Below are 14,897 nucleotides of genomic sequence, written 5' to 3'. Positions count from 1 at the left end.
AGAGGACTTCCTTTCTGCAAAAAAATGTGGGAAAATTACCGTACTCCACTATATGGAAGGAGGTGCCGGTGTGTCAGATTTCGTTATTAAAACAATAAAGAAGCTCGTTACAGATGAAATCTCAGATTTGGTTGAAGAAAGTGTGCGCGAAGAATTTCATTTTTTAAAACGGCTTGTCAACGATTATAATAGCGGTCGAAATCGATTCGATAAGTCTGGTGAATCACTTTATGCTGTGTATGGCAGCAGCGGCAAAATCATAGGGGTATGCGGTTTGAATCAAGATCCATATTCGCAAGATTGTTCGGTGGGACGTCTCAGGCGCCTGTATATTTCTAAATCGTACCGCAGGCTGGGTATAGCCGGGAAATTTGTTGAAGAAGTAATCCAAGAGGCGAAAAAACATTACAGTGTTCTTGTTTTAACTACGGATAATCCAGAGGCTGATTTATTTTATCAAAGGCTGGGCTTTTCAACAGAACCTATCTATCAGAATTCAACGCACCATTTGGAATTAGGCGACTGAACCAAAGAGCGAACTTTATATACATACACCGGTTCAAGCTAATAGAAGGTCATATTTAAGAACGAGCCGTTAAAGGAATCTTATACAAAGAAGTCAGGACCAATCGTAAGGACGAGCTAAAACAAGCGCACTTCATGAAATCAGAATTGTACAAGTCTTAAGAACTTCTGCGTGCTTCATGATAATCGGATTGAACAGGCAGCGGCGCCATCCTCCTCGTGTGGATGGCGCCGTTTTTTTTGGCATGCTGCCCAGCTTACCCGTGAGAAAACCGCTGCCGGTATTTGCGTGGCGAGATGCTCTCGTACTTGGCAAAGCAGGAGGTGAAGTATGCGGCATGATTGAAGCCAACCTCTTCCCCGATGCGGGCGATGGGGAGGTCAGTTTGGAGCAGCAGCAGCTTGGCCCGTTCAATGCGGAACCTCATCAAATAATCGAATGAGGCGCATCCGAACTCCTTCTGCATGCATCTGGCAATATAGACCGGATGAAAGTTAATGCTCTCGCCAAGCTCCTGTGCGGTAATATTCTCGCGGTAATGCTCCCGCAAATAAGAGGCCGCTTGTTCTGCGCACAAGGCGGAAGGCGACGGTCCCTGCGCCTCCATCGAGGCGGATAGATGCTCAATGACCTCCTGGAAAACAAGCTGCTGCTTCCATCTTACACTCGAAATGTGGTCGTTCATATTAAGCTGCACAAGCTGGCGCAGGAGGCTATCCATCTTGGAGGGCTGGAGCAGCTTGGTGAACTGGGGCAGCAGCTTGATGAAGGTTTGCGTAGTATAAAAGCTAGAGGTAAGCGTTCTCTCTTTGGCACGGACATCCGGCTCTTCTGTTACCGATTGATCCGAGATGCTCCATGCTCCGGTCGTCTGGAAATGAATCCAGTAATAGCCGGTCTGCTCCTGGCACGCCAGCGTGGCGTAATGATAGGCATCCGGCCTTAAAATCAGTGCATGTCCGGCGCTTACTTCGTAATTCCTGTCTTCTTCCCCAATGTATAAGCATCCCCTTGTCACGACAAGCAGGTCAAACACTTCAATATTGCGTCTGGTTGGATGTTTGCGGCCTGGCGGAGCGATGGTATAACCTCCGATTATATAGTGCGGCAGCGGAGGTATCGTCATATGAATGATTGACATGGCATGGATTGCTCCTTATGAAACTGAAGTTTGAATCGTTATAGTTTCGGTTGTAAAAGTGATACATCAAGCTCAGTATAGCATCTATAATTTGAAATGACGATTGATGATCAGACAACGGATGCGGTCTTTCAGGGAGGACCGATGCAGGGAGGTATAGGAATGGCTTTATCTGATAAAAAATTTTCGCTCTGGATGCTGGCTTGGCCTATTTTTATAGAGCTGTTTTTACAGTTTTTGCTGGGAGCGGCGGACACGCTGATGGTTAGCCGGATTTCGGATGATGCGGTTGCGGTGGTGGGCTTCTCTAACCAGCTGTTCCAGGCTTTGACGACCTTATTCATAACTGTCGCGAGTGGAGCGGGCATTCTCATTGCGCAAAAAATCGGATCGCGTAACGGTGAGGATGCGCGAACGATCGGCATTATGGCGGTGAAAGTGAGCGCCGTCATTGGACTCGCGCTAAGCGTACTGTTGTTTATGCTGCCAAGCGAGATCGCTTCGCTGCTGCAGCTGCCGGAGCAGTTGCTTCCGCTTGCAAAAACGTATATATCAATTGTTGGCGGCGGGATGGTGCTCATTGCGTTGATGGCGTCGCTCAGCACAGCAATTCGCAATACGGGCAACACGAAGGGGCCCATGTATACGGCGATCGGGATGAACATTGCGCATGTTTTTTTCAATTACGCCTTCATATTCGGTGCATTCGGGTTTCCAAAATGGGGCTTGATGGGTGTTGCGCTTTCAACTGTGCTATGCCGGCTTCTTGCAGCAATCGTGCTGTTTATCATGTTTCTTGGCTCCTTTGAGCGTACGATTGGCTTACGCGATCTTAACGTGTTTAATCGCAAGCTGTTCGGAGATATTATCCGCATCGGATGGCCGCTTGGCGTAAATTTGTCCTGCTGGGTGTTTACGCAGATGCTTATTTTTACCTTTATAGCTATTCTCGGTTCGAATGAGCTGGCGGCGCGGACGTACATGAATACGCTGGAATCCTTCTGCTTCATGCTAGGCTATTCGATTGCGCTGGCGGTACAAATTCAAATCGCTCATCTGTTCGGAGCGGGGCGTGTGAAGGAAGCGTACGGCCTTGCCTTCCGGGCGATGTGGATCGGTCTTGCAGTCGTGACGGTCAATGCATTTATGATCTACCTGTTTGGCCGGCAGCTGCTCGGTTTGTTCACGGAAAACAAAGAGATCGTAGCGCTTGGCGTATCTTTGCTCGGACTGAATCTGGTGCTGCAGCCAGGTAAAATGATTAATATGGCGCTCAATAACTCACTCAATGCGGTGGGAGATACCCGCTTTACGATGTGGACGTCTATTTTTTCCATGTGGCTGATTGCAACGGGCCTGTCCTATTGGGTGGGGATTGAGCTCGGCTGGGGCTTGATCGGCATTTATGGATGCATGATTCTGGATGAGTACGTTCGCGGCGTGCTGTCGCTTATTCGCTGGAGAGGGAAGAAGTTTCTGCGCAAAGCGGAGCGGGATGAGGCCGGTGCTGTAGTCAGCGAAGACGGCGGGCCGATTCACAAACAAACCGCGCTAGACGTTTCTTAAAAGCGTATAATAGAAGAGAGGGGGAAACAGCGGCTTTAGACGTAAAGGCTGCTGTTTTCCATATTTACTGGTAAGGGAGCGATACGTTGAAATGGCATCGATGGTTATGATGAATGAAAAAATACGAGCCTCCGAGGTGCGTCTAACGGGCTTGCAGGGCGAGGAACTTGGCATTGTCCCGCGTGATGAAGCGCTGGCGATGGCGCGTGAGCTGAAGGTGGATTTGGTCTGCACTTCGCTTATGAGCAGTCCGCCGCCATGCAAGCTGGTGGGCAAAGGGCAGGCCAGGATGCAGGCGGATCAAGAAAAGCGCAGCGCGAAGGTGAAGGAGCAGCCTGGCAAGGTAAAGGAGCTGCGCTTAACCCCGCATATTGAGGAGCATGATTACGATACAAAGCTGCGGCAGGCGGTCAAGCTTCTCGGCTCCGGTACCAGCGTTCAGCTCGTCGTTCGCATTCAAGGCAAAGAAGGCCCGAAAGCGAAGGAGCTTCTGGAGCGTATGCTGAAGGATCTGACTGAGAGCGGCAGGAAGCAGTCAGGTATTGCGGTAAGTGGGAAGCAGGCGTCGGTGCAGGTATTGCCATTGTAAGGTAATAGGGGTTTGGAGCAGACTCTTATTTCAAAATGGTTGATGCAGCTGGACGAATAACTGGCGCTGAGGCGATCTGGCGCTGTTAGGTGCATGAATGAGATGTCTGCTCTTTACGTGTGGTAGGTCGTTTTGAGTTCCGCTGGGCGGAGGCGGCGATCTAGCGGCTGTTAGGTACAGTATGGGGTGTCGGCTCTGTTCCCTTCTGTTAGTTCGATTTTGCATGCTTAATTTTGAGATAGTATTCGTAGACGGGTGATTAGTTTGATTTTGGCTACTTAAAAGAGCTGTTTTAAGTTACTGCAGTGAAAAATGGCTAATTAGTTCGGCTAGATCAACGTAAACAGGCCATTAACTGTTGGGAGGCCAAATTAGTTCGGCTAAATCAACTTAAACAGACTGTTAACAAGCAGGAGTGGATGAAATGAGATTTATTTTCTGTCTGCTCGGATCTTCACGTCCAACCCGTCTAACCTGCTCAAGACACGCAACACACGCAACACACGCAACACACGCAACACACGATTGGCTCACTCAACTTACTTAGCTCACTCAACTTACTCAACTTACTTAGCTCACTTAGCTCACTCAACTCAGTTAGCTCACTCAACTCAGTTAGCTCACTCAACTTAGTTAGCTCACTCAACTTAGTTAGCTCACTCAACTCAGTTAGCTCACTCAACTCAGTTAGCTCACTCAACTCAGTTAGCTCACTCAACTCAGTTGGCTCACTCAACTCACTTAGCTCACTCAAATCTCTTAACTCTCTTAACTCACTCAACTCGTCCTACTCGTCCAACTTGTCTACCTTACCTGACTCGCTCACCAAGATCTGTATGCGCTTACTTGAAGGCGGGATTAACTAGAGTAAAGCCTATAACATCTTAAGATATTTAGAGATAGTTAGATATGTAGTGCCTAAATAAACGAATAGAAGCAGCTCAACCGGCATGTACAGACTTGCAGATTAGAATGGATTCGTTCGACGATGATTAGCGGGGTGAATCATTAATGAAGAAAACTGTTCATACGGGGCCGATTAAGCTGCCGAAGTGGCCGGACCCGAAGCTGTGGGTGAGTAAAGCGCCGTTTGGATTAGGGCGCATTAAGCCGCATCATATTCGCGATACGCTCAAGGTAGTGTGGGATAACCGCGATAATTTGCCGTACGCTTACCGGATTTTGACTCAGGGGGTATGCGATGGCTGTGCGCTTGGCGTGTCCGGGTTGTATGATCAGACGCTGGACGGCCCGCATATTTGCACGACGAGGCTAAACGTTCTGCGGCTGAGCACGATGCCCGCGATTAAGGCTGCTGCGCTGCATTCGGATATCGATGAGCTGCGCAAACTGGATAGTACGCAATTACGCAAGCTGGGGCGTTTGCCGTATCCGCTTATTCGAAGCAAGGGGGAGCGCAGCTTTCGCAGGCTGTCATGGGAGGAGGCGCTCGGCCGAATTGCGGCTAAAGCGCGGGCGGTTGATCCGAAACAGCTGGCCTTTTACTTAACGGCGCGCGGTATAACGAATGAATCGTATTATGTGGCGGCGAAGGCGGCGCGGCTCATCGGGACAAACAATATCGACAACGCTTCACGCATCTGCCATTCTCCCTCCAAGACAGCCATGAAGCGCTCGCTTGGCGTAGGCGCTTCTACCTGCAATTATAAGGATTGGATTGGTACGGATGTGCTTGTATTCTGGGGCAGCGTAGCGGCGAACAACCAGCCCGTATCAACCAAGTATATGTACGCGGCTAAGCGGAAGGGGACGAAAATCATCGTCATCAATCCTTACCGCGAGCCGGCGATGGAGGGCTACTGGATTCCGTCTATCGCGGAATCGGCACTTTTTGGCACGAAGCTTGCTGACGACTTCTACCAGGTCAATATCGGCGGCGACATTGCGTTTATGCACGGTGTGATGAAGGTCTGGTTCGAGATGGAAGAGGAGCAGCCGGGCTCAGCGATCGATCATGCTTTTGTAAGCGGGCACGTGAACGGTTATGAGGAGTTGAGAGCGCATGTGCAGAGACAGAGCTGGGAGCTGCTGGAGAAGTCTTCCGGGCTGAATAGGGAGCGGATCAAGGTGTTTGCCGCGCTGCTTGCAGCAGCGAAGTCCGGCGTGTTCGTCTGGAGCATGGGACTGACACAGCATCGTTTCGGTACGGACAACATTTCGCAGGTGGCAAACCTTGCGCTGCTGCGGGGTTTCCTCGGGCGGGAGCATTGCGGCTTAATGCCGATCCGGGGACATAGCGGCGTACAGGGCTCGGGTGAAATGGGTGCCGATCCTTTCAGTCTGCCCGGCGGCGAATTTAAAGGAGAGGACATTCGCCGCATCGAACGCCTTTGGGGCTTTAGGCTGCCTGATTGGCAGGGCGACATTGTCGGCGTATCGCTGGAGAACGCGCTGCTGCCAGAGCGGCATGAACGAAAACTGAAGCTGTTCTATACGTCGGGCGGCAATTTTATGGGAACCATGCCGGATCCCGATTTTGTGAAGCGCTGCTTAGAGGCCGTCGATATACGGGTGCATCAAGATATTGTGCTGAACAGCTCCACGCTTCTTGACGCTCAGGAGGAAGTCATCGTGCTGCCGGCGATGACGCGTTATGAGCAGCCGGGCGGCGGGACGTCGACCTCGACGGAGCGGATGGTTTATTTTTCTCCAACAATAGAGGGGCCGAGGATGGAGGAAGCGCGAGCGGAATGGCAAATCTACGCAGAGCTCGCTGCCCGCATCAGGCCGGAGCTCAAAGAGGCTATCCTGTTCAAAGATGCGGACGAGGTCAGGCGGGAAATTGCTTTCGCAGCACCCCATTATGAAGGCATTCAACGGCTGCGGAAGCAAGGTGATGTATTTCAGTGGGGCGGGGCATGGCTGTGCGAGGATGGTATATGCCCAACGGGAGACGGCAAAGGCAATTTATTGCCGGTCGAGCTGCCCGAGCTCCGCATACCGGAGGGGCACTTCTATGCGACGACGCGGCGCGGCAAGCAGTTCAATTCCATGATCTACGGGGAGAAGGACGCCTTCAACGCTGCCGAACGGTACGACGTACTTATGAATGGCGATGATTTAGCCGGCCTTGCTATCGCAGAAGGAGAGGCGATCGTCGTATACAACCGCAGCGGCAGCTTCCATGGCAGAGCCAAACGTGAGGATATTGCGCGCGGGAACATCGAGCTGTACTGGCCGGAGGGCAACAGCCTTTTTGCCAAAGGGGTATATGAGCCGCTTGCGGGTATTCCCGAGTACAACGCGTCGGTTATCGTGGAGCGGGCGGATACCTATCATGCTTTGAAGGATACGAAGTATAGGGAGAAGCGGATCGTGGAGCTGGAGATTGAGCCGCCTGCCTAGGCAGTTAAGCCGGAGTGAAGCACGCTATGGCAGGACGCGGAAGGGGATTATTCGAATGGAGCTTTCAAACACGGCAAAATGGCGCATGCTCAAATACGACGGCAGCGAGCCCTGGGAAAAAGATGATGACATCGCCGCGGAAATTCCACTTACCTTGAAAGTGGATGGCGACGAGTTCGCGACCCTGGTATGCTCGCCGTCTGACCTGCAGGAGCTTGTCATCGGCTTCCTCGCTTCCGAAGGCGTCATTCGCGCGGCCGGGCAGGTGAAGTCGTTATCCATCCATGAGGATACAGGTTTTGCGTACATTGAGCTTGAGCATAAGCAGGCGATGAGCCATGACCAATACACTAAGCGCTTTATAGGCTCTTGCTGCGGAAAGAGCCGGCAGTTTTATTTTCACAATGACATGCTAACGGCAAAAACGATCATGACCCGTACGAAAATATCGGCAGAGCAGTGCATACGCTTCATGCGGGAGCTGCAGGAAAGCTCTTCGGACTTCCACAGCACGGGCGGCTTGCATAACGCAGCCATTGGATCACCTGCGGAGCTGCTCGCGATAAGAGCGGATATCGGGCGCCATAACGCGCTCGACAAGCTTTTTGGATACTGTCTGCTGCATCGCCTCCGCACCTCGGACAAGGTGATCGCTTTCAGCGGAAGGCTTTCCTCGGAAGTGGTGCTGAAGGCGGCGAAGATCGGCTGCGGTATTTTGCTAAGCAAGTCGGCGCCGACGGACCTCGCCCTCCGCCTGGCGGATGACCTGGGCATTACCTGCGCAGGCTTTATCCGCGGCGGGGAAATGAACGTGTATACGCATTATGAGCGAATAGATTTTGGCAATTGATTGACAGGTTAGCAGTGATTGTTTATCATTTTATTGAAAATGATTATCACTAGGGAAGAGAAGGAGCTAACGATGCTTTTACGATTTTTTGCCTATTATAAGCCTTACAAAAAGCTTTTCCTGCTCGATTTCTGCTGCGCGGTTCTGCTCGCCTTTCTGGAGCTGTGTTTCCCGCTTGCGGTAAGCTATGTGATTGATACGCTGCTGCCAAACGAGAATTGGGGCCTGATTATAACGGCTTGCGCCGTTCTGCTAATCATATACGTTATTAACACAATTTTACAGTATGTGGTTACTTACTGGGGGCACATGCTCGGGATTAATATTGAGACGGATATGCGCAAGAAGCTGTTCGATCATGTGCAGAAGCTGTCGTTCCGTTTCTTCGATAACACGAAAACCGGTCATCTTCTCTCCCGCCTCACGAACGATTTGTTCGAGATCGGCGAGGTTGCCCATCATGGCCCAGAGGATATGTTCATCGCCGCAATGACACTGGTCGGGGCATTCGGCATCATGGCGTATATTAATCTGAAGCTGGCCATTCTAACGTTTGTGATCGTTCCTATCATTATTTGGCTCGTTCTGCTGTTCAACGGTAAAATGACGAAAGCAGCGAACAGGCTGTTTTCGGATATGGCCGATTTTAATGCGCGAGTTGAGGATACGGTCGGCGGCATTCGTGTCGTTCAAGCGTTCTCGAACGAAAACCATGAGAAAAAGCTGTTCAAGTTGAATAACCTGCGCTTTCGTGAAGCAAAGCTTATTTCGTATAAAATTATCGGCTTGAATTCTTCTATCACTTACATGCTGATGAGACTTGTGTCTGTGTTTGTGCTCGTCGCAGGCACATGGTTTGTTATTCAGGGAGAACTGAAATACGGCGAATTTATTAGCTTCGTCCTGCTAACGAACATCTTCTTCAAGCCAATTGAAAAAATTAATGCCGTTATCGAGAGCTATCCGAAGGGGATAGCCGGCTTTAAGCGTTACGTGCAGCTGCTGGAGACAGCGCCTGATGTTGCGGATAAGCCGGATGCAGCCGAGGTTGACCGGTTAAGCGGGAATATCGAATACCGTAATGTTACGTTTGGCTATGAAGGCGAGGCAAAGGTGCTTCAAAATATCGATCTGAAAATTCGCGCAGGCGAGACGATTGCTTTCGTCGGGCCATCCGGTGCCGGTAAAACGACGCTTTGCAGCCTGCTGCCGCGGTTTTATGAGATTGAGGACGGCAGCATCTCGGTTGATGGCTTCGATATCCGCGACCTAAAGCTGGAATCGCTGCGGAAGCAGATCGGCATCGTGCAGCAGGACGTATTCCTGTTCGCGGGCACGATTCGAGAGAACATCATTTACGGCAAGCTCGGCGCATCGGATAAAGATATTTGGGAGGCCGCCCGCAGAGCGAAGCTGGAGGAATTTATTCACGCCCAGCCGCAAGGGCTTGATACGATTGTCGGAGAGCGCGGCGTGAAGCTGTCCGGCGGACAGAAGCAGCGGCTTGCCATTGCGCGGATGTTTCTCAAAAATCCGCCGATCCTCATTCTCGACGAAGCGACTTCGGCGCTTGATACAGAAACGGAAGCGGCGATCCAGCAGTCGCTGGCCGAACTGTCCGTAGGCCGGACGACGCTCGTCATCGCGCATCGGCTGGCGACGATCAAGAACGCTGACCGCATCGTCGTCGTAACGGAGCAAGGTATTACCGAGCAAGGCCGCCACGAAGAGCTGGTGTCGGCGGGCGGTATTTACAGCCGCCTGCACTACGCGCAGTTCGGCAGCAGATAAGCAAAGGGCTTTCCCGTCGGTCAAAGACGACCAGCGGGAAAGCCTTTTTTGTCGGGCACAGCGCAGTCATGCAGCCCGAATGATCCCGGATCCGCACCAGCTGACCTCAATTCGCCTATAGCATCAGAAATAGATCTAGAAACTAGATCTATTCCCCGCAAACTAACCAGATTGGCGCAAATAGATCTAGAAATTAGATCTAATGTGCCTGAATCCGCACCAGCTGACCTCAATTCGCCTATAGCATCAGAAATAGATCTAGAAACTAGATCTATTCCCCGCAAACTAACCAGATTGGCGTAAATAGATCTAGAAACTAGATCTAATGTGCCCGAATCCGCACCAGCTGACCTCAAATCGGCCGTTGTAGGAGAAATAGAGCTAGAAGCTAGCTTTATTTCTCCTAAACAAACCAGTATGGTGCGTCCCCTTATTGATGGAGTCTGTTTAATAAATCCGTAAACTCCGAGTATAAGGCGAATTTCAGTTGCACTTCTAAATTGGAGTCGTATGACGTTTATGTAAAATAGAGGGGCCCGGCCAATAACGGCCGGCCCCCTCAATATGTCAGTTCTTACCCGCCGGCTCTTACGCCAGCGCTTGCTCCCGTGGTTTTTTCGGTTTTTCCCACCTGAAGATTTTATTTACCCCTTTGAACACCAGCTTCGATTCCTTCGTCAGAAGCGGGCCTACGATCGCCAGGATGAGCACGTAGAGCGCTGCAAACGGCTGCAGCAGCTCAAGCAAGCCGCCGGCTTTGCCGAGATTCGCCATAATGATGGAGAATTCGCCGCGCGATACGATCGTAAGGCCGATATTCGCCGATGCTTTCGGTGTTAAGCCTGCGCTTCTTCCTGCCAGCATCCCGGCGGTGAAGTTGCCGAATAGCGTAATGGCAACTGCTCCAAGCGACAGCCATACCGCTCCGCCCAGCGCGAACGGGTCGATGGTCAGGCCGAAGCTGAAGAAGAAGAGCGCTCCGAAGAAGTCGCGGAAGGGCAGGATAAGATGCTCGATCCGCTTCATGTGCACGGTCTCAGCCAGCACCAGGCCGACCAGCAAGGCGCCGATCGCCTCCGCTACGTGAATCGTTTCGGAGATGCCTGCCACGAGGAACAGCGAGCCGAACACAAGCAGCAGAAACAGCTCATTGGAGCGGATATTGAAAATTTTGTTAAGGAGAGGAGCGGCCTTCCTGCCAATAATAAGAAAGAGAAGCATGAAGCCTAATGCATACGAAGCGGACAGCAGCACCCCGCCTAAGGACGAAGAGTCGCTGAGCACAAGTCCGGATAGAACTGAGATATAGACAGCGAGGAAAATGTCCTCGAACATAATGATGCCAAGGATCATCTCCGTCTCCGGATTTGCCGTACGCTTCAAATCGACGAGCACCTTCGCAACGATGGCGCTCGATGAAATCGTTGTAATACCGGCGACGACCATGGTCTCCGCTGCAGGGAAACCATTGATCCAGCCAAAGAACAATCCAAGCGAGAAATTAATAAGAATATAGATGGTTCCGCCTACCGCAATAGAGCGTCCCGATTTCATTAACCGGCCTACAGAAAACTCCAGACCTAAATAGAATAGCAGGAACAGCACGCCAAGCCGTCCCATGAATTCGATTAGTTCTGCGCTGTGAATAAACCTGAAGTCCAGTACGCCTACATGAGGCGCATGCGGACCTACGGCCATGCCGATTAAGATATAAAACGGGATGACGGAAAACCGAATTTTTGCAGCTAACAGCCCGACTAAGGCGATGAGTATAACAGCAAGACCGATTTCCAGCACCATGTGATCCATAACTAGCGGCTCCCGTTTTGCAGCATCAGCTTAAGAAGCTTCAAATGCTGGCGTTCGCCTGCAACGATGAGCGTTGTATCGGCTTTAAAAATGTAGTCGGGGCCGGGATTAATATGCTTTGTTTCCTTCTCGACAGCGGCGATGATCGTCGCGCCAGTCGTCTGGCGGATATTGGCTTGACCGATCGTTCTGCCGATGCATGCGGCGTTTGGCTCGATTTTGTACCATTCAATCGTCAAGCCGTCGAGCGCTACTTCAATGGTCTCGAGTGCTTTCGGCTTGTAAGTCATACCGCCAACGATAGCGGCTACTTGCCTTGCTTCTTCATCCTCAAGCGTAACCATGGAAATGCTGTCATCCGGATCCTCATAGTCAAAATGGTACATCTCGCGGCGTCCGTCGTCGTGAATGACAATGACAAATTTATCGCCGCTTCTCGTTATAATTTGGTATTTACGGCCAATACCGGGCAGATCGGATTCTCTAATATTCATGGTGTGTGCCTCCTCTAATTTGTTGGTGTATTAACAAAAGAAGAGGTCTAGCCAACGAAATGCGATGTGAATTTAATCGGGGTCATAAGCAAATCACGCAATCGCTGCGGAACAGAGGTGCGGAGTGCGGATAAGTTGGCGGATAGCCGGCTCATGAGCATGAGGGCATACATAGCGGCGGCTGGGAGTACGTTTTCCGGCAAAAAGACTTTCGTGCCGGTACGCTGTTTGCCTGTTATAGCCGTCGTGTACTGCACTGCCGCAGTCATTCGGCTAGCGCCGGCAGTTTGCTCGAACGAATTGCCTGCCTGGTAGGCGAACAGCGCTGCGAGCAGCAGCGGAACAATAATGAGCAAATTCAGCACATGCTTGCTGCTGCCGCGGCCAAAATCGTGTACGCTCTTGTTCATCTGTTCACCTCCATAAAGTTAATTTATAGATAAGAACGCAAAGTCAAAAACAGTGCGAGGTAATATAAGTATAACTTATAAATCTCGAATATTAAAGCCGATCCCGCTATTCGTTAGGCAAAGAAGCGAACCTTTACCTTATTTCCCCGCCTGCTTAATAAATTGACGATACGGAATATGCGTTATAGAATGAGTAAACGAATTTATTAACTAAATGCACGCAAAAGAGAGAAAGAAGGTTGAAATGGATGGGAGTATCAGTGAAACAACTGTCGCCGCTCGTGCAGTCGCTTGAACTGAAGCAGCACATAGAAGGCGGATGGTACAGGGAGATTTGGAAGGCTGGCTTTGAAATACCGCAGGAGGTTCTTGGCGCTCCATATTCAGGACCCCGCTTTGCGGCATCATCGATATATTTTTTGCTGCATCCCGATGAGTTTTCCGATTGGCATACAGTTTATTCGGACGAGCTGTGGCTGTGGCATTCCGGCAGTCCTCTGCTGCTGACGCTCGGCGGAGAGAAGGAAGCTCCGGAGACAAGAAGAGAAATCATCGTCGGACCGGATGTGCTGGCTGGCCATCAGCCGCAGGCGCTCGTTCCGGCGAACGAATGGCAAATGGCGCGTCCGCTCGGCGATGAGCCTGTGCTCGTTTCCTGCGTCGTAGCGCCAGGCTTCCATTATGATGATTTTAAACTTATTAAACGATAATTCATTCATTAGAGTGAAGAAAGAGCCGTCCGGTAAGGGAATCCCTGCCCGGACGGCTCTTTCTATATCATCAGGTGGCTTCGTCTCGAGCCTTTTCCTTCCCGTTTAGCGACTCTATAAACAGCTGCGTGAGCTTGGGATCCCATTGCGTGCCCTTGCCCTCCTCCAGAATGGAGAGCGCCCGCGCATAGGTCATGCCCTTCCGGTACGGCCTGTCCGAGGTCATCGCATCGAAAGCGTCCGCTATGGCAATTACACGTCCGGACAGCGGGATGTTGTTGCCTGCCAAGCCGTCTGGATAGCCCTTGCCGTCATACCGCTCGTGGTGCGAGCGGACGCCTGGCAGCAGGTCGGCCATGGCATCGGCAGGCTCGATCTGCTTCAAAATATTTTCGCCAAGTACGGGGTGCAGCTTGATTTGTTCAAATTCCTCGTCGGTCAGTCTGCCATCCTTAAGCAGCACGGCGTCTCGAACGCCGATTTTGCCGATATCGTGGAGCAGCGCCGTTTTGTGCAAAATATCGATTTGGCTCTCCGGCCAACCATCCAGCCTGCCGATTTGAACGGAAAAGCAGGCAACCCGGGTCGAATGGCCGGCCGTATACGTGTCGCGGGCATCGAGTGCTGCCGCGAGGGTCATAAAGTAGCTTTGAAGCAGCTGATTGTTGCGCAGCTCGCGTTCCTTTAAACCATTCACCATATGATTGAAGCCGGCCACGAGCTTAGAAAACTCGTCGGAATATATATCTGCCGCGCTCGTGTTGAAGTTGCCGGCCTGCACGCTGCTCATCCCATTCTGAATCGTTTGGATAGGATCCTCGATGCTGCGCGATAGCAGCGAAGCGCCAAGCAGGGAGTAAGCGATGCCGATAACAAGAATGATGCCTGCCCACTGCCAATAAGCCAGGGTGCCTTCCACTTGAAAACGATCGAGCCTAATTTGCGATGCAAGACCGAACAGCAATAAGGGCAGCGTCCCGATGAGGAAGGCGCTGAGCCGGAACTTCGTACGGATAGAGACGAGGACCCGGCCGCTAAGCGTAACATCCTGCTTGTATAATTCCTTGTGCTTGTCGCGAATAAAAGTGACAACAGGACGAATAGCTTTCGTCGTTAAGAAAAACTCAATCATCGCATGCATGCCGGCGATCATGAAAGCGATCGCGAATGCGATTCCGATATAAGAATAAGGAAGACTTAAAAAGCCCAGCTTGATCAATACGAATGCCATGCTGAGTGCTGGAGCCAGCAAGCCCAGAAAATGCGGGCCGAAGGTGCGTCTAACCGATAATGTCGGAAATTTATGCGTTTGAAGATAAGCGGTTTTGAGCTGTTCAGATGTCGGCTTTTCTACTCTAAAGACAGCTTGAATCGGACGAAGATGCAGGCGGAAGACGAACAGCTCGCAGACGATCATAATGAGAAGCGAGACAACCATAATGCTGCCTAAAAGGAGCTGTTCATTGAAAGGAATCGACAGCGTGGAAAAGATGACGACACCGCCGACACCGAACACGGCAACCGTTGTTCCGAAAATATAATTACGAAGGAGCTGAGAAAGGTAAGAGGCATAGACGCGGTTGCCTTCTTGTTCGCGCTCCGTATGTAAATGCATAAGCTGAGACCTCATTTCCATCGGAATAGT

The 14,897-nt window shown here is 51.2% G+C and carries 12 protein-coding genes; 7 read left to right on the top strand and 5 right to left on the bottom strand.

Annotated elements, in window-relative coordinates:
• Positions 1-70 precede the first annotated feature (70 nt).
• The gene (locus AC0YNZ_RS16745) at positions 71-526 is read left to right on the top strand and encodes a GNAT family N-acetyltransferase (protein ID WP_475827689.1); all 456 of its coding nucleotides are present in this window, start codon (positions 71-73) and stop codon (positions 524-526) included.
• 256 nt (positions 527-782) lie between these two features.
• Here AC0YNZ_RS16745 and AC0YNZ_RS16740 read toward each other — a convergent pair whose 3' ends face one another.
• A complete protein-coding gene (locus AC0YNZ_RS16740; protein ID WP_475827688.1) occupies positions 783-1,667 on the bottom strand; it encodes an AraC family transcriptional regulator in 885 nt (294 codons plus the stop codon).
• Between the two features lie 162 nt (positions 1,668-1,829).
• On the opposite strand from AC0YNZ_RS16740, the gene AC0YNZ_RS16735 reads away from it, so the two are divergent.
• The 5 genes from AC0YNZ_RS16735 (at position 1,830) to AC0YNZ_RS16715 (ending at position 9,829) form a co-directional block, all read left to right on the top strand.
• A complete protein-coding gene (locus AC0YNZ_RS16735) occupies positions 1,830-3,233 on the top strand; it encodes an MATE family efflux transporter (protein ID WP_475827687.1) in 1,404 nt (467 codons plus the stop codon).
• A 100-nt stretch (positions 3,234-3,333) separates the two neighbouring features.
• A complete protein-coding gene (gene infC, locus AC0YNZ_RS16730; RefSeq protein WP_475827791.1) occupies positions 3,334-3,822 on the top strand; it encodes a translation initiation factor IF-3 in 489 nt (162 codons plus the stop codon).
• A 1,011-nt stretch (positions 3,823-4,833) separates the two neighbouring features.
• Positions 4,834-7,188, top strand: a complete 2,355-nt coding sequence (locus AC0YNZ_RS16725; protein ID WP_475827686.1) for an FdhF/YdeP family oxidoreductase — start codon at positions 4,834-4,836, stop codon at positions 7,186-7,188.
• A 55-nt stretch (positions 7,189-7,243) separates the two neighbouring features.
• On the top strand, positions 7,244-8,038 hold the full coding sequence (gene fdhD, locus AC0YNZ_RS16720; RefSeq protein WP_475827685.1) for a formate dehydrogenase accessory sulfurtransferase FdhD: 795 nt from the start codon (positions 7,244-7,246) through the stop codon (positions 8,036-8,038).
• Between the two features lie 72 nt (positions 8,039-8,110).
• Positions 8,111-9,829 carry an ABC transporter ATP-binding protein gene (locus AC0YNZ_RS16715; RefSeq protein ID WP_475827684.1) on the top strand — a complete coding sequence of 573 codons (1,719 nt, stop codon included), beginning with the start codon at positions 8,111-8,113 and terminating at the stop codon, positions 9,827-9,829.
• Positions 9,830-10,417: 588 nt separating this feature from the next.
• On the opposite strand, the gene AC0YNZ_RS16710 is transcribed toward AC0YNZ_RS16715, so the two are convergent.
• From AC0YNZ_RS16710 to AC0YNZ_RS16700, 3 genes are read right to left on the bottom strand one after another with little or no spacing between them, the layout of a single operon-like run.
• Complete coding sequence (locus tag AC0YNZ_RS16710; protein ID WP_475827683.1) at positions 10,418-11,638, bottom strand: cation:proton antiporter; 1,221 nt, start codon at positions 11,636-11,638, stop codon at positions 10,418-10,420.
• A gap of 2 nt (positions 11,639-11,640) precedes the next feature.
• Positions 11,641-12,132 (bottom strand): cation:proton antiporter regulatory subunit, encoded by a 492-nt coding sequence (locus AC0YNZ_RS16705; protein WP_475827682.1) that lies wholly within the window; start codon positions 12,130-12,132, stop codon positions 11,641-11,643.
• A gap of 47 nt (positions 12,133-12,179) precedes the next feature.
• Positions 12,180-12,542, bottom strand: a complete 363-nt coding sequence (locus tag AC0YNZ_RS16700; RefSeq protein WP_475827681.1) for a hypothetical protein — start codon at positions 12,540-12,542, stop codon at positions 12,180-12,182.
• A gap of 248 nt (positions 12,543-12,790) precedes the next feature.
• Between AC0YNZ_RS16700 and AC0YNZ_RS16695 the strand changes: the two genes are divergently transcribed.
• Positions 12,791-13,252 (top strand): cupin domain-containing protein, encoded by a 462-nt coding sequence (locus AC0YNZ_RS16695; protein WP_475827680.1) that lies wholly within the window; start codon positions 12,791-12,793, stop codon positions 13,250-13,252.
• Between the two features lie 70 nt (positions 13,253-13,322).
• Here the strand turns inward: AC0YNZ_RS16695 and AC0YNZ_RS16690 are convergent, their stop codons facing one another.
• Positions 13,323-14,867, bottom strand: a complete 1,545-nt coding sequence (locus AC0YNZ_RS16690; RefSeq protein WP_475827679.1) for an HD domain-containing phosphohydrolase — start codon at positions 14,865-14,867, stop codon at positions 13,323-13,325.
• Between the last annotated feature and the right edge of the window lie 30 nt (positions 14,868-14,897).

The sequence above is a fragment of the Paenibacillus sp. J2L1-98 genome, assembly GCF_056269405.1.
The sequence above is the reverse complement of the archived record's forward strand: the minus strand, read 5'-3'. Positions and strand labels throughout refer to the sequence as shown.

Excerpts from the sequence above, each read along its gene's own strand:
- AC0YNZ_RS16740 (WP_475827688.1), bottom strand. The coding sequence starts at position 1,667 with ATGTCAATCATTCATATGACGATACCTCCGCTGCCGCACTATATAATC.
- AC0YNZ_RS16735 (WP_475827687.1), top strand. The coding sequence starts at position 1,830 with ATGGCTTTATCTGATAAAAAATTTTCGCTCTGGATGCTGGCTTGGCCT.
- infC (WP_475827791.1), top strand. The coding sequence starts at position 3,334 with ATGGTTATGATGAATGAAAAAATACGAGCCTCCGAGGTGCGTCTAACG.
- AC0YNZ_RS16725 (WP_475827686.1), top strand. The coding sequence starts at position 4,834 with ATGAAGAAAACTGTTCATACGGGGCCGATTAAGCTGCCGAAGTGGCCG.
- fdhD (WP_475827685.1), top strand. The coding sequence starts at position 7,244 with ATGGAGCTTTCAAACACGGCAAAATGGCGCATGCTCAAATACGACGGC.
- AC0YNZ_RS16715 (WP_475827684.1), top strand. The coding sequence starts at position 8,111 with ATGCTTTTACGATTTTTTGCCTATTATAAGCCTTACAAAAAGCTTTTC.
- AC0YNZ_RS16710 (WP_475827683.1), bottom strand. The coding sequence starts at position 11,638 with ATGGATCACATGGTGCTGGAAATCGGTCTTGCTGTTATACTCATCGCC.
- AC0YNZ_RS16705 (WP_475827682.1), bottom strand. The coding sequence starts at position 12,132 with ATGAATATTAGAGAATCCGATCTGCCCGGTATTGGCCGTAAATACCAA.
- AC0YNZ_RS16700 (WP_475827681.1), bottom strand. The coding sequence starts at position 12,542 with ATGAACAAGAGCGTACACGATTTTGGCCGCGGCAGCAGCAAGCATGTG.
- AC0YNZ_RS16695 (WP_475827680.1), top strand. The coding sequence starts at position 12,791 with ATGGGAGTATCAGTGAAACAACTGTCGCCGCTCGTGCAGTCGCTTGAA.
- AC0YNZ_RS16690 (WP_475827679.1), bottom strand. The coding sequence starts at position 14,867 with ATGCATTTACATACGGAGCGCGAACAAGAAGGCAACCGCGTCTATGCC.